We start from the raw sequence: 12,657 nt of genomic DNA on the forward strand, positions 1-12,657 counted from the left end.
GTGGGCCGACGACCATCGTGGCCGTCCGGGGGCGCGGCCGCCCGGGGGCCGCCCGTGTCCTTCGCCACGGGCGGCCCGGGCAGGGCCTCCGGGAGCGGCCGGCCGGCTTCAGGTGCGCGCCGGTTCCGGTTCCGGCGCGGTGTCCGCGGCCGGGCCGGCGGACGCCCGGCCGAGCGCCTCGCCCTCCACGTCGACGCGGGGCAGGATCCGGTCCAGCCACGTCGGCAGCCACCACGCCTTGTCGCCGAGCAGGGCCAGGACGGCCGGCACGATCGCCATGCGGACCACGAAGGCGTCGAAGAGGACGGCCGAGGCGAGCCCGAAACCGATCATCTTGATCATGGAGTCGCTCTCGCCGACGAACCCGGCGAACACCGCGATCATGATGAGGGCCGCCGCCACGACCACCCGGGCGCTGTGCCGGAAGCCGGTCGTGACGGCCCGGCCGGGCGAGGCGCCGTGCACGTACGCCTCCCGCATCCGTGAGACGAGGAACACCTCGTAGTCCATCGCCAGGCCGAAGACGATGCCCACCAGGAAGATCGGCATCAGGCTCATGATCGGGCCGGTCTGCTCCACGCCGAGGAGCCCGGCGCCGTGCCCCTGCTGGAACACCACGACGACCACGCCGAGGGAGGCCAGCACCGACAGCAGGAAGCCCACCGCCGCCTTCAGCGGGACGAGCAGGGACCGGAAGACCACCATCAGCAGCACGATCGCCAGCCCCACCACGACCAGCAGGTACGGCACCAGCGCGGCCTGCACCTTCGCCGCGATGTCGATGTTCATGGCGGTGGTGCCGGTGATCTCGTAGCTCGCGCCGGTGGCGGACTCGATGCCGGGGCGCTCGTCCCGGATCGTCGTCACCAGGTCCTCGGTCCTCCGGTCGGTCGGCGCGGTGGCGGGCACGACCGAGAGGACGGCGGTGTCCCCGCTCCGGTCGAACCGGGCCGGCGAGACGGTCACCACGCCCTCGGTGGAGCCGATCTCCCGGGCGACCCGGGCGGCGGCGCCCTGGGGGTCGGCGGCGTCCCGGGCGTCCACGACGACGGTCAGCGGCCCGTTGAAGCCCGGCCCGAAGCCTTCGGCGAGCGCGTCGTAGGCCCGTCGTTCGGTGGCCGAGGTGGGTTTGGCCTCGTCGCCGGGCATGCCGAGTTGCAGATCGGCCGCGGGCAGGGCGAGCGCGCCGAGGCCCACGACGCCGAGGAGCAGCACGGGTATCGGCCGGCGCAGCACCAAGGAGGCCCAGCGGGTGCCGCCGTTCGCCCGGCCGTCACGCCCGGTCCGGCCGTCACGCCCGGTCCGGCCGTCACGCCCGGTGCGGCCGTCACGGCGGGTCCGCCGGCTCAGCACGGCGTCGGGCCACAGGCCGAGGAACGCCGGGACGAGCGTCAGGGCGACCAGCACGCCGACGACGACCGCGCCCGCGGCGGCCAGTCCCATCCTGGTGAGCATCGGGATGCCGACCACGGCCAGCCCGGTCAGGGCTATGACGACGGTCAGGCCGGCGAACACCACGGCCGAGCCGGCCGTGCCGACGGCGGTCGCGGTGGCCTCCTGCGGGGTGCGCCCCCGGGCGCGCTCCTCGCGGTAGCGGGAGACGACGAACAGGGCGTAGTCGATGCCGACGGCCAGCCCCAGCATCATCGCCAGGGTCCCGGTCGTCGTGGACAGGCCGAGGGCACCGGACAGGGCGAGGATCGTGGCCATGCTGACGCCGACACCGGCGACGGCGGTCAGCAGCGGCAGCCCGGCGGCGGCCAGGGAGCCGAAGGTGACGAGGAGCACGACGGCGGCGATGGCGACGCCGATCACCTCGGCGGAGCCGCCCGGCCCGCCCTCGGTGGCGAGCGCGTCGCCGCCGGCCTCCACGGTCAGCCCCGAGTCCCGTGCCTGCTCGACGGCCCGTTCCAGCCGGGCGCGGCTGGCGTCGGTGAGGTCGGCGGCCCCGACCTCGTAGGTGACGGTGGCGAAGGCGGTCGAGCCGTCCCGGCTGACCGTCCCGGCCCGGAACGGGTCGACGGCGCTCGCGACCTGGGCGCCGTCGCCGAGATCGCGCACGGCCTTCTCGACGGCCTGCCGGTGCCCGGCGGCGGTCACCTTCTGCCCGTCCGGTGCGGTGAACACCACCCGGGCGGTCGCGCCGTCGGCCCTCGTGCCCGGGAAGCGCTCCTCGATCAGGTCGTAGGCCTGCTGGGACTCGATGCCGGGCATCGAGAACTCCTCCTCGGCGGGCCCCGGCGCCTTCAGGGCGCCCAGTCCGACGGCGGCCAGGACGGCCGCCCAGACCAGGACGACGGACCAGCGTCGCCGGAAGGCCAGACGGCCCACGCGATACAGGAATTCAGCCACGGCAGCAGGTCTCCACATCCGGTGTCGATCGTCCGCCCAGCGTGTCCGCCCGCCCGCTGTCCCGTCGTCGTGCGGCTGCCGACAATCCGCGGTACTCGATACGCAGTAGGAGCGGGGCTGCGGATCAGCCTCGGGTACGACAATCCCGGGCCATCTGCCGACGCCTGTGCTACCTTCGATGGCGTTGCAGTTTTGGTTCCCAGAGACTTCGAGTGCTCTATCGACCTCCGTCGACGAGCACTCTTTTTGTTTCCGAGGATTTTCGGATCTCTCCACAGGGTGATCATTTCGGCGACTACGGGTCCGCGAGGTGCGGATCTGAGTACTGCCCCTCAAGGGAGATTCATATGGCTACCGGCACCGTGAAGTGGTTCAACTCGGAAAAGGGCTTCGGCTTCATCGAGCAGGAGGGTGGCGGCCCCGACGTCTTCGCCCACTACTCGAACATCGCCACCTCGGGCTTCCGTGAGCTCCAGGAAGGCCAGAAGGTGACCTTCGACGTCACGCAGGGCCAGAAGGGCCCGCAGGCCGAGAACATCGTTCCCGCCTGACGCTGACGCGCATGCCCTGACCGGGGCCCGCACCCCTGCGGTGCGGGCCCCGGTTCTTTTCCGTCCGTTCCGGCTCGCTCTTGCGAATCCGCGGCCCTCAGGCGCCGTCGCGCATTCCCCGATACGTGCCGCATCGAGGAAGGCCTTCCATGGACCGCACCGCTCGCAGGAACAACCCCTCCCGCTCCCGGGACCACGGGCACCGCACCCGCAAGAACCCGGGCCGCGCCCCCGCGCCCCGCTCCGGCGGCGGTGGCCGCCGCCCGGCCGCCGGCCGGGAGTTCGCCCCGCCCGTCACCGTCACCCCGGCGCTCCCGGCCGTCGAGGCGTTCGCCGACCTCGACCTGCCCGCGCCGCTGCTCACCGCACTGGCCGCCGAGGGCATGACCGAGCCGTTCCCGATCCAGGCGGCGACCCTGCCGAACTCGCTGGCCGGCCGGGACGTCCTGGGCCGCGGCCGCACCGGCTCCGGCAAGACGCTGGCCTTCGGCCTGGCCCTGCTGGCCCGGCTCGACGGCCGGCGCGCCGAGCCGCGCCAGCCGCTGGCGCTCGTCCTGGTGCCCACGCGGGAACTCGCCCAGCAGGTCACCGACGCCCTCACCCCGTTCGCCCGCGCGCTGCGCCTGCGGCTCGCCACGGTCGTCGGCGGTCTGTCGATCGGCCGGCAGGCGCACGCCCTGCGCTCCGGCGCCGAGGTCGTCGTCGCCACGCCCGGCCGCCTGAAGGACCTCCTGGACCGGGGCGACTGCCGGCTGGACCAGGTCGGCGTGACCGTCCTGGACGAGGCCGACCAGATGACCGACATGGGCTTCATGCCGCAGGTCACCGCGCTGCTGGACCAGGTGCGTCCGGGGGGCCAGCGGATGCTGTTCTCGGCCACCCTGGACCGCAACGTCGACAAGCTGGTCCGGACCTACCTGCAGGACCCGGTGGTGCACTCGGTCGACCCGTCCGCGGGGGCGGTCAGCACGATGGAGCACCACCTGCTGCACGTGGAGGACGACGACAAGCACGCCACGACGACCCGGATCGCCGCCCGCGACGGCCGGGTGATCATGTTCCTGGACACCAAGCACGCCGCCGACCGGCTGGCGAAGAAGCTGCTGGCGGTCGGCGTGCGCGCCTCGGCGCTGCACGGCGGCAAGACCCAGTCCCAGCGCACCAAGACCCTGGAGCGCTTCAAGGACGGGCACGTCACGGTCCTGGTGGCGACCAACGTGGCGGCGCGCGGCATCCACGTCGACAACCTCGACCTGGTCGTCAACGTCGACCCGCCCGGCGATCACAAGGACTACCTGCACCGGGGCGGCCGTACGGCCCGGGCCGGCGAGTCCGGCACGGTCGTCACGCTGGTCCTGCCGCACCAGCGGCGCGAGATGAACCGGCTGATGGCCGACGCGGGCATCGACCCGCAGGTCACGCGGGTCCGGCCGGACGAGGCCGAGCTGAGCCGCATCACCGGCGCGCGGGAGCCCTCCGGCGTGCCGGTCGTCCTCACCCCGCCGCCCGCCGAGAACCGCCCCGCCCGCACCGGCTCCGGCCAGGGTGCCCGTCGCGGCGGCCCGTCCCGGCGCCGCCGCCGCTGACACCGGCCGACTCGGCCCACGCGGTGGCGCGGGGGCGCCGGCCACACAGCCCCGGGCGTGCAGGGGGCGGTGGCGGCGACCCCGTCCGCCGTCACCGGCGCCCGATGACCTCCGCGATGCGCAGGAAGCCGTCCGCGCCGTGGCCGAGACCGATGGTGCGGCGGGCCATGCCCTCGGCCGCGCGCATGACGCCCGCGTCGATGCCGTGCGACTCGGAGACGTGCACGATGTGGGCCATCGACGACACGGCCGAGGTCAGCGGGTTGCCCTCGCCGCTGTAGGTGCCGGCGTCGGCGTCCGCGGCGGTCTGCGCGAACAGCGGCGGCAGGATCGCGCCGATCCCCTGGGCGAAGGGCGCCAGTTCGCTCGCGGTGACGCCTTCCGCGCGGGCCACCGCCACCGCGTGGGCGTACCCCGCCATCGCCGTCCAGAAGAGGTCCAGCAGGGCGATGTCGTAGGCGGCGGCCCGGCCCACGTCCTCCCCGAGATGGGTGTGGCTGCCGCCCAGCGCCCGCCGCACGGAGGCCGTTTCCTCGTAGAGGTCCGACGGCCCGCTGTACAGCAGGACCGCGTCGGCCGTGCCGATGGTGTCGGTCGGCGTCATGATCGCGCCGTCGAGGTAGCGGATGCCGTGGGCGGCGGCCCAGGCGGCGGTGTCGCGGGCCCGGGCCGGGGTGTCGGCGGTCAGGTTCACGACCGTACGGCCCCGGAGCGCGGCGGCGGCCTCGTCCTGGCGCAGGACGGCGTCGACGGCGTCGTAGTTCACCACGCAGACGAGGGTCACGGCACTGGCCGCCACCGCCTCCGCCACCGACGCGGCACTCTGCGCGCCCCGCTCGACGAGGTCCTTCTCGCGTCCCGGGGTGCGGTTCCAGACGGTGGTGCGCAGACCTGCGGCCAGGAGCGCCCCGGCCAGGGCCCGGCCCATCGGCCCGAGACCGAGGACCGTGACGGTGGCGGGTGCGGTGGGCCGGGCGCCGGAATGCGCGGGGGAGGCGGACGTGCTGTACGTGGACACGGAGGAACTCCTCGGGGATCACGGAACGGAACGGGAAACGGGGTCCGGATGACGCGACGACGCCAGGACACGGACGTGTGCGGAGTGACCGCCGCGATCGGGGTGATCGACGGCAAGTGGAAGACGGCCCTGCTGTGGCTGCTGGAGTCGGGCCCGCACCGGCCGGCACAACTGCGCCGCCAGTTGCCCGGCCTCACCGAGAAGGTGCTGACCGAGGCGTTGCGGGAGATGGAGGCCGACGGGCTGGTGCACCGGCAGGTGTACGACGTGCTGCCGCCGAAGACCGTCTACTCCCTGACCGGGTTCGGACGTGAACTCTCCGATGCGCTGGCCCCGTTGGCCGACTGGGGCCACCGCCGCCTGGAGCGGCTGACCGACGCCGGCCGGCCGGTGTCCTGAACTTCGCGCACCTCCGTCCCTCCTCGTGCCCTCACCACCGGTGGCCGCCGCTCACCAGGCTCCCCGGACGGCAGTGCCCTGCCAAGTACGCACAAAAAAGTGGGTAGGGGGCGCGGCCGGCCGGTCTCCCGGCCGCACCGCCGGCAATTGAGTCGACACCCCCTCCGGGCTGCGGGAGACTCCCCGCGATGACGCGACGAACCGATACGCCTCCCGCCTGGGACGAGCGCACGCAGGGAAGCAACCGTGGCGCGGGAGGGTCAGGGGTATGACCGGGGAGCTCCATCCTCTCGTCGAGCCGTACGAGCAGGGCATGCTCGACGTCGGCGACGGCAACCTCGTCCACTGGGAGACCTGCGGCAACCCCGCGGGCAAGCCCGCCCTCGTGCTGCACGGCGGGCCCGGATCGGGGGCGGGGCCGTTCTGGCGCCGGCTGTTCGACCCGCGGACGTACCGGATCGTGCTGTTCGACCAGCGCGGCTGCGGCCGCAGCACCCCCGACGCCGCCGACCCGGCGACCTCGCTCGCCGCCAACACCACGCCCCACCTCGTCGCCGACATCGAGCGGCTGCGCCGTCATCTCGGCATCGACACCTGGCTCGTCCTCGGCGGCTCCTGGGGCGTGACCCTCGCCCTCGCCTACGCCCAGCGGCACCCGAGGGCCGTCTCGGAGATGGTGCTGTTCAGCGTCACGAACACCACCCGCCGTGAAGTGGAGTGGGTGACACGGGACATGGGGCGGATCTTCCCCGCCGAGTGGGCCCGGTTCCGGGACGCCGTGCCCGAGGCGGAGCGCGACGGCAGCCTGGTGGACGCCTACGCCCGGATGCTCGCCGACCCCGACCCGGCCGTACGGGAACGGGCCGCGCGGGAGTGGTGCCGGTGGGAGGACGTGCACGTGTCCACCCACCCGGGGCACCGGCCCGACCCCCGCTTCGAGGACCCGCGCTTCCGGATGCGCTTCGCCCGGCTCGTCACGCACTACTGGCGGCACGCCGCGTTCCTGGACGACGGAGCGCTCCTGCGCGACGCGGGGAAGCTCGCCGGCATCCCGGGCGTGCTGATCCACGGCCGGCTGGACATCAGCGGTCCGGCCGACGTCGCCTGGCGGCTGGCGCAGGTCTGGCCGGACGCCGAGCTGGTGCTGATCGGCGACGAGGGGCACGGCATGTCCGGCGGTGGCACGACCCGGGCCGTGCTGGAGGCCACCGACCGCTTCGGCGGCCGGACTTGGTCCCCCCGTGGCTGAGCGGCGACTCAACTCCGGTCGATGAAAGCTCAGATGGCGTTGCGGGAGTTGCCCGATCCGGTCGCGCACCCGCTCGGATTGGGCTAGACATGCGGCGGAAACACGTCGGCATCCGGACGTGCCCGCAGGCGCGTCCGTCCGAGGGGGAACAGGAAGAGTGACCACACACGACCACAAGACGGGCCGCTCCGGCCCCGGGGGACGCAGACGCGTCCCCCGCCTCAGGATCGCCCTGGCCGCCGCGGCCGCCTTCGCCGTCGCCGGGAGTGGGGTCCAGGCGACGGCCGCTCAGCCGGACCCGGCCCCGGCGCAGCCCGCCGTACCGAACCTGACCTGGTCCGACTGCCAGGGCGGCTTCGAGTGCGCGAACGCCGAAGTGCCGCTGGACTACCGGGATCCGCAGGGCAGGAAGCTCACCCTCGCGGTGATCCGCAAGAAGGCCCCCGACCAGGGCCTGAAGAAGGGCACCCTGTTCCTCCAGCCGGGAGGGCCGGGAAACTCGGGCGTCGACTTCGTCCGCAACAACTACGCCGATCTGCCCGGCCGGTTGAAGGACTCCTTCGACGTCTTCGGGTACGACGTACGGGGCGTCGCCCGCAGTTCGCAGGTGGAGTGCTGGGACGACGCGACGTACACCGCCGCCATCAGGGCCGCCAAGGGCGTGCCGGGACCGGGCGCCTACGACGAGGCCGTGCGCCAGGGCGCAGCCTTCGACCGCGCCTGCCAGGAGCGGGCCGGCGAGCTGCGGCCGTTCATCGGCACCGGGTACGTCGCACGCGACATAGACCTGCTGCGCCAGGCCCTGGGCGAGGAGCAACTCACCTACTACGGCCGCTCGTTCGGCAGTTACATCGGCACCGTCTACGCCGCCATGTTCCCCGAGCGGGTCCGCGCCCTGGTGCTCGACGGCGCCTACGACCCGCGGCACTACGCGCACCGGCCCTACGCCTACGACCGCCCCCAGTACCTGGCCCTGGACGGCGCGATGAGCCGCTTCCTCGACTGGTGCCGGACGGACCAGGCCACCTGCGGCTTCGGCGACGGCGACCCGCGGGCCGCGTTCGAGAAGCTCAAGGCCGACCTCGACGCGAACCCCGTGCCGACCGCCAACGGCGGCCAGGCCAACGGCTACACCGTCGTCTACCGCCTGATGTTCAACATCAACGAGGGCAAGGTCATCTGGCCCTCCCTCGGCGAGGCCCTGCGCAAGGCCCAGCAGCGGGACACCACGTCCTTCCTGCTGCGGCCCCCGTCCCCGGCCAGCTACGACTTCCTCAACCCGAACATCGCGGTCGAGTGCGTCGACAAGGACTACCCGCGCAGCCCGGCCCGGCTGAAGCGTCAGGTCACCCGCAACGCCGAGGCGGCCCCGCTGCTCGGCCCAGCCCTCGCCTACGGCCCGCCGCTCTACGACCACCAGCACGCCACCACGTGCGCCCAGTGGACCGGCGACAAGCCCAGCCGCTACGCCGGGTCCTTCCGGGCCGAGGGGTCCGCTCCCCTCCTGGTCCTCGGCACCACCGGTGACCCGGACACCCCGTACCAGGACGCCGTGGCCCTGTCCCGGCAGCTCGACAACGGCCGGCTGCTGACGTTCCGGGCCGAGGGGCACACCGCGTTCGGCCGCAGCGCCTGCGCCACGGACGCCGTGACGGGCTACCTCGTCGACGGCACCGTCCCGCCGCGCGGCACGACCTGCGCGGACGAGACCCAGCCGCCGCCCGTCACCCCGAGAAAGGCCCCCACGGGCACGACCCTCGCCGAACTCCGCAACGGCGTGAACGAGAAGCACGACCTCCTCGGCACGACCCCGCGCTGAACCATCGGCACCACCCCTGAGCCGCCCGTCCCCCGCGGGCGGCTTTGCCTTTCCTTTACAACCCCACTCCTCGGTGCCTCGTCTCTGCGCACGACCGTTTCCGACGAAGGAGTGCGATTCCATGCGCCGAACTGTTCTCAGCCTGCTGGTCCTCGCGGGCACCGCCGTCGTGGTGGGCTCGGGGCCCGCGTTCGCCGGCGGCGGGGCCACGCCCACCCCGGTGCCCGCGTCGGAACGGCCCGCCGAGAGCGCCGCGCCGACGACCCGCCCGGAGCCGGCCCGTCCGGAGGCGAGCCGTCCGGAGTCGGCCCGCCCCACCCCGGCGCGGCCCGCGCCGACCCGGGCCCCGGCCGGCAGGCAGGTGCCCGTCGTGCCGAGCGGCGCGCCCGACACCGGGGTCGCGGCGGACCCGGACCCGGCGAGCGGCGGCACGGCGGTCGGCGCCGGTGCCGCCGCTCTGCTCGCCCTCGGCGGCGGCTCGGTCGTCGTCGTACGGCGTCGCCGGGCGAGCGGGGCATGACCGCGTTCTCCAGGCGCGCGTTCACGACCGCTGCCGCGGGGTCGCTGCTGACGGCGTGCGGCGGGCCGGGGTCCGGCGCGTCCCGCCCGGCGGACCCCGGTGAAGCCGGCTCGCGGGGGCGCGGCGGGTCCGCGCCGGTGCCGGCCGGGCGCCGTCGGGCCCTCGCCCGGTCCGTGCCGGTCCGGCTGGGGATCCCGGCGATCGGGGTCGACACCCCGGTGATCCGGCTGGGCCTGGCGGCGGACGGCACCGTGGAGGTGCCACCGGTGACGGCCCACGACCGCGCGGGCTGGTACCGGCACTCCCCCACCCCCGGCAGCACCGGCCCGTCGGTGATCCTCGGGCACGTCACGGTCGGCCCGTACGGCGACGGCGTCTTCCGGCACCTGGCCCGGCTGCGCCGGGGCGAGCGGATCGTGGCGCGCCTGGAGAACGGCACGGCGGCGTGGTTCGCCGTCACCGCGGTCCGGACCGTCTCAAGGAACGCGTTCCCGGCCGACGACGTCTACGGCGACGTGGACCGCCCCGAGCTGCGGCTGATCACGTGCGGCGGCGCGCGTACCGGTGACGGCTACGCCGACAACGTGATCGTGTTCGCGGCACTGAGCGGCACCGAGTCCCCCACCCCTGGAGAGCGGTGAAACGGTCCCGTGAGACGGCGGCGTCCGACCTGTTCGCCGCCCTCTACCCGCGCCTGGCCGGCTGGTGCCGCCGCCTCGTCGACGACGACGAGACGGCCCACGAGATCGCCTCGGAGGCCTTCACCCGGCTGTGGGCCCGCTGGACGAAGGTGGAGGAGCCCCGCGGCTTCCTCTACGTCACCGCCGCCAACCTCGTCCGCGACCACTGGCGCAAGCGGGAACGCGAACGCCGGGCCATGCACCGCGTCACCACGGAGGCCGCCGTACGCCCCCACGCCGAGCAGGCCGACCCGTCGGTGCGGATGCTGGTGCAGTCGCTCCCCGAGCGGCTGCGCGTGCCGATCCTGCTGCACTACTACGCTGACATGCCGATCCGGGAGGTGTCCGTGCTGACCGGACGCAGGGAAGGGACCGTCAAGGCCGATCTGCACGCGGCCCGCGAACTGCTGCGCGTCCACCTGAGGAGGAGCCTTGACCACACGGTGTGACGGCGACCCGGGCGACGAGCGGGGCGACTGCGACGATCCTCTCGCGGTGCTGCTGCGGCCCTCCTCCCCCGACTACCTGGGCGCGCCCGCCGGCCGGTTCACCGCGGTCCGGCGCAGGGCGGCCCGCCGGCGGCTGCTGCGCACGGCGGCGGGCGCGGGGGTGTGCTGCGCGGTGGCCGCGCTGATCGCCCTGCCGTTGCGCCTCGCGTCGCCGGACGCCCCCGCCGCCCCGGCCACGATCCCCATGGCGCCGCCCGGTCCCGCAACGACGCCGCCCGGCCCCTCGGCGTCCCCAGGCCCTTCGGCGTCCCCGACACCCGCCCCGTCCCGCGCCCCCCGCACCTCGGCCGCGCCCGCCGAGTCCCGCGGTCCGGCCGCATCGCGCGTGCCGTCCCGCCCCGCCGTTCGCGGCCCCGGGGAGCCGCCCACCCCGGCGGACCCGTCCCGCGCCCCGTCCGCCACTCCCACGGCGGTCCGGCCCGTCCCGTCGACGGAACGCCCGGGCACGGGCGGGGAGCGGACCGCGGGACGCTGACGGCAGCCACCGGCCGCCGGCGACGGCCGGTCCGGCACGAGCGGGCCGAGCGGCTGGAGTACGCCATGGACCTCACGGCCGGGGACGTCGTCAGCCTTGTGGCGATGCATGATCGGTCACCCGATCATGCCGTCGTACCCAGCCCCACCGCCCGTCCCTGGTCGTCCCACCGCACTTCGAGGACGTGGTCGACCGCCGTCCGGTCGAGCGGGCCGAAGACGTGCGGGAACAGGGTGTCGCCGGAGACCCCGGGCGGTGGGGCGGGTGCGGCGGCCTCCCGCTCCACCCGCGCGGTCAGCCGCGTCTCGTCCAGGGCGAGCACCAGCAGCGGCCGGGGCGCGTCCCGGTAGAAGGCGTTGACCACGGCCAGTGTCGTCGGCTCGTCCGGGGAGCAGTGCACGAAGCCCTCCTCGGCGAGGGAGGCCGGCGCGTACGGCCGTCCGGGGTCGGTGTGCCAGACGGCGTGCGGTACGACGTGATAGATCATGGCCCCGTTATAGCCCCCGGCGGCGGTCAGTGCCCCAGGGCGGCGAGGGTCCTCCGGGTGGCCTCGGCGACCAGGGCGTCCGAGGGCTCGGCGGCGCGGCCCGGCCGGTCGGTCAGCACGGCCAGCACGAGCGGTTCGGCGCGCGGCGGGTGCAGGAGGGCCACGTCGTTGGCGCGGCCCCAGTCGCCCGTGCCGGTCTTGTCGGCGGCCTTCCAGCCGGCGGGCAGCCCGGCCCGGATGCGGCGGGCGCCGACGTCGGTGGCGTTGCGGGAGAGCCAGTCCAGGAGCAGGGCGCGTTCCCGGGCGGGCAGGGCGGTGCCGAGCAGGAGGTGCCGGAAGTCGGTGCCGATCGCCTGCGGGGTGGTGGTGTCGCCGGGGTCGCCGGGGGGCACGTCGTGCAGGTCCGGCTCGTAGTGGTCCATGCGGCTGACGGTGTCGCCGAGCCGGCGCAGGTAGGCGGTGAGCGCGGCCGGGCCGCCGATCTCACGCATCAGCAGGTTCCCGGCGGTGCCGTCGCTGAAGCGGACGGCCGCGTCGCACAGCTGACGGAGGGTCATGCCGGTGTCGACGTGCCGGCCGGTGACGGGCGTGGTGGAGCGCAGGTCGGCCCGGGTGTAGGTGACGCGCCGGTCCAGGCCGTGCAGGGTGCGGTGGTGCAGGACCACCGCCGCGGCCAGGGCCTTGAAGGTCGAGCAGAACGCGAAGCGTTCACCGGCCCGGTGGACGGCGCTCTCGCCGGTGCCGGTCGCGAGGGCCCAGACCCCGACGCGGGCCCCGTACTCGCGTTCCAGTCCGGCCAGTTGCAGCCGGCGGACCGGGGGGCGGCCCGGCGCGGGGGCGCTGCGGCCGGCCGTGGCGGACGGGTCCGGCCGGGCCGGGGCCCGCTCCCCGCCACCACCGCACCCGGCGAGCGGCAGCAGGGCCGCGGCGGCCAGGAAGGCGCGACGGGAGGAGGGGGGAGGCGAGGGGGAGGGCGAGGGGTGGACGGTCATACGGCGACTCTCCTCACTCG

13 protein-coding genes are annotated in these 12,657 nt (G+C 74.7%); 9 read left to right on the forward strand and 4 right to left on the reverse strand.

Features of this window, described 5'->3' with window-relative positions; genetic code table 11:
• Window positions 1-108: 108 nt before the first annotated feature.
• Window positions 109-2,352 carry an MMPL family transporter gene (locus ACZ4M5_RS22015; protein ID WP_467739254.1) on the reverse strand — a complete coding sequence of 748 codons (2,244 nt, stop codon included), beginning with the start codon at window positions 2,350-2,352 and terminating at the stop codon, window positions 109-111.
• A gap of 347 nt (window positions 2,353-2,699) precedes the next feature.
• On the opposite strand from ACZ4M5_RS22015, the gene ACZ4M5_RS22020 reads away from it, so the two are divergent.
• Both ACZ4M5_RS22020 and ACZ4M5_RS22025 read left to right on the forward strand, forming a co-directional pair.
• Window positions 2,700-2,903, forward strand: a complete 204-nt coding sequence (locus tag ACZ4M5_RS22020) for a cold-shock protein (RefSeq protein ID WP_003991681.1) — start codon at window positions 2,700-2,702, stop codon at window positions 2,901-2,903.
• Between the two features lie 149 nt (window positions 2,904-3,052).
• Entirely contained in the window at window positions 3,053-4,489 is a 1,437-nt protein-coding gene (locus tag ACZ4M5_RS22025; protein ID WP_467739257.1) for a DEAD/DEAH box helicase, read from the forward strand.
• A gap of 91 nt (window positions 4,490-4,580) precedes the next feature.
• Here the strand turns inward: ACZ4M5_RS22025 and ACZ4M5_RS22030 are convergent, their stop codons facing one another.
• Window positions 4,581-5,507, reverse strand: coding sequence for an NAD(P)-dependent oxidoreductase (locus ACZ4M5_RS22030; protein ID WP_467739259.1), 927 nt, complete (start codon window positions 5,505-5,507; stop codon window positions 4,581-4,583).
• 48 nt (window positions 5,508-5,555) lie between these two features.
• Here ACZ4M5_RS22030 and ACZ4M5_RS22035 point away from each other — a divergent pair, with 48 nt between their 5' ends.
• The 7 genes from ACZ4M5_RS22035 to ACZ4M5_RS22065 all read left to right on the forward strand — a co-directional run bounded on the left by ACZ4M5_RS22035 (window position 5,556) and on the right by ACZ4M5_RS22065 (window position 11,158).
• Entirely contained in the window at window positions 5,556-5,906 is a 351-nt protein-coding gene (locus ACZ4M5_RS22035) for a winged helix-turn-helix transcriptional regulator (RefSeq protein WP_467739261.1), read from the forward strand.
• Window positions 5,907-6,174: 268 nt separating this feature from the next.
• A complete protein-coding gene (gene pip, locus ACZ4M5_RS22040; protein WP_467739263.1) occupies window positions 6,175-7,155 on the forward strand; it encodes a prolyl aminopeptidase in 981 nt (326 codons plus the stop codon).
• Window positions 7,156-7,312: 157 nt separating this feature from the next.
• Window positions 7,313-8,974, forward strand: a complete 1,662-nt coding sequence (locus ACZ4M5_RS22045; RefSeq protein WP_467739265.1) for an alpha/beta hydrolase — start codon at window positions 7,313-7,315, stop codon at window positions 8,972-8,974.
• A 121-nt stretch (window positions 8,975-9,095) separates the two neighbouring features.
• Complete coding sequence (locus tag ACZ4M5_RS22050) at window positions 9,096-9,494, forward strand: sortase-dependent protein (protein WP_467739267.1); 399 nt, start codon at window positions 9,096-9,098, stop codon at window positions 9,492-9,494.
• On the forward strand, window positions 9,491-10,135 hold the full coding sequence (locus tag ACZ4M5_RS22055; RefSeq protein ID WP_467739269.1) for a class F sortase: 645 nt from the start codon (window positions 9,491-9,493) through the stop codon (window positions 10,133-10,135). The genes ACZ4M5_RS22050 and ACZ4M5_RS22055 overlap by 4 nt, the downstream gene beginning before the upstream one ends.
• Complete coding sequence (locus ACZ4M5_RS22060; RefSeq protein ID WP_467739271.1) at window positions 10,132-10,623, forward strand: RNA polymerase sigma factor; 492 nt, start codon at window positions 10,132-10,134, stop codon at window positions 10,621-10,623. Before ACZ4M5_RS22055 ends, ACZ4M5_RS22060 begins: the two co-directional genes overlap by 4 nt.
• Window positions 10,607-11,158: a hypothetical protein gene (locus ACZ4M5_RS22065; protein ID WP_467739273.1), complete on the forward strand. Its 552-nt coding sequence runs from the start codon at window positions 10,607-10,609 to the stop codon at window positions 11,156-11,158. The genes ACZ4M5_RS22060 and ACZ4M5_RS22065 overlap by 17 nt, the downstream gene beginning before the upstream one ends.
• A 124-nt stretch (window positions 11,159-11,282) precedes the next feature.
• Here the strand turns inward: ACZ4M5_RS22065 and ACZ4M5_RS22070 are convergent, their stop codons facing one another.
• Window positions 11,283-11,645 (reverse strand): DUF952 domain-containing protein, encoded by a 363-nt coding sequence (locus tag ACZ4M5_RS22070; RefSeq protein ID WP_467739275.1) that lies wholly within the window; start codon window positions 11,643-11,645, stop codon window positions 11,283-11,285.
• A 26-nt stretch (window positions 11,646-11,671) separates the two neighbouring features.
• Window positions 11,672-12,637 (reverse strand): class A beta-lactamase, encoded by a 966-nt coding sequence (bla, locus tag ACZ4M5_RS22075; protein ID WP_467739277.1) that lies wholly within the window; start codon window positions 12,635-12,637, stop codon window positions 11,672-11,674.
• Between the last annotated feature and the right edge of the window lie 20 nt (window positions 12,638-12,657).

The organism is Streptomyces sp. NPDC026246, from assembly GCF_055567995.1.

What these genes read in the sequence shown, in the direction of transcription:
- ACZ4M5_RS22020 (WP_003991681.1), top strand. Translation starts at nt 2,700, where the DNA reads ATGGCTACCGGCACCGTGAAGTGGTTCAACTCGGAAAAGGGCTTCGGC.
- ACZ4M5_RS22025 (WP_467739257.1), top strand. Translation starts at nt 3,053, where the DNA reads ATGGACCGCACCGCTCGCAGGAACAACCCCTCCCGCTCCCGGGACCAC.
- ACZ4M5_RS22035 (WP_467739261.1), top strand. Translation starts at nt 5,556, where the DNA reads ATGACGCGACGACGCCAGGACACGGACGTGTGCGGAGTGACCGCCGCG.
- pip (WP_467739263.1), top strand. Translation starts at nt 6,175, where the DNA reads ATGACCGGGGAGCTCCATCCTCTCGTCGAGCCGTACGAGCAGGGCATG.
- ACZ4M5_RS22050 (WP_467739267.1), top strand. Translation starts at nt 9,096, where the DNA reads ATGCGCCGAACTGTTCTCAGCCTGCTGGTCCTCGCGGGCACCGCCGTC.
- ACZ4M5_RS22055 (WP_467739269.1), top strand. Translation starts at nt 9,491, where the DNA reads ATGACCGCGTTCTCCAGGCGCGCGTTCACGACCGCTGCCGCGGGGTCG.
- ACZ4M5_RS22070 (WP_467739275.1), bottom strand. Translation starts at nt 11,645, where the DNA reads ATGATCTATCACGTCGTACCGCACGCCGTCTGGCACACCGACCCCGGA.
- bla (WP_467739277.1), bottom strand. Translation starts at nt 12,637, where the DNA reads ATGACCGTCCACCCCTCGCCCTCCCCCTCGCCTCCCCCCTCCTCCCGT.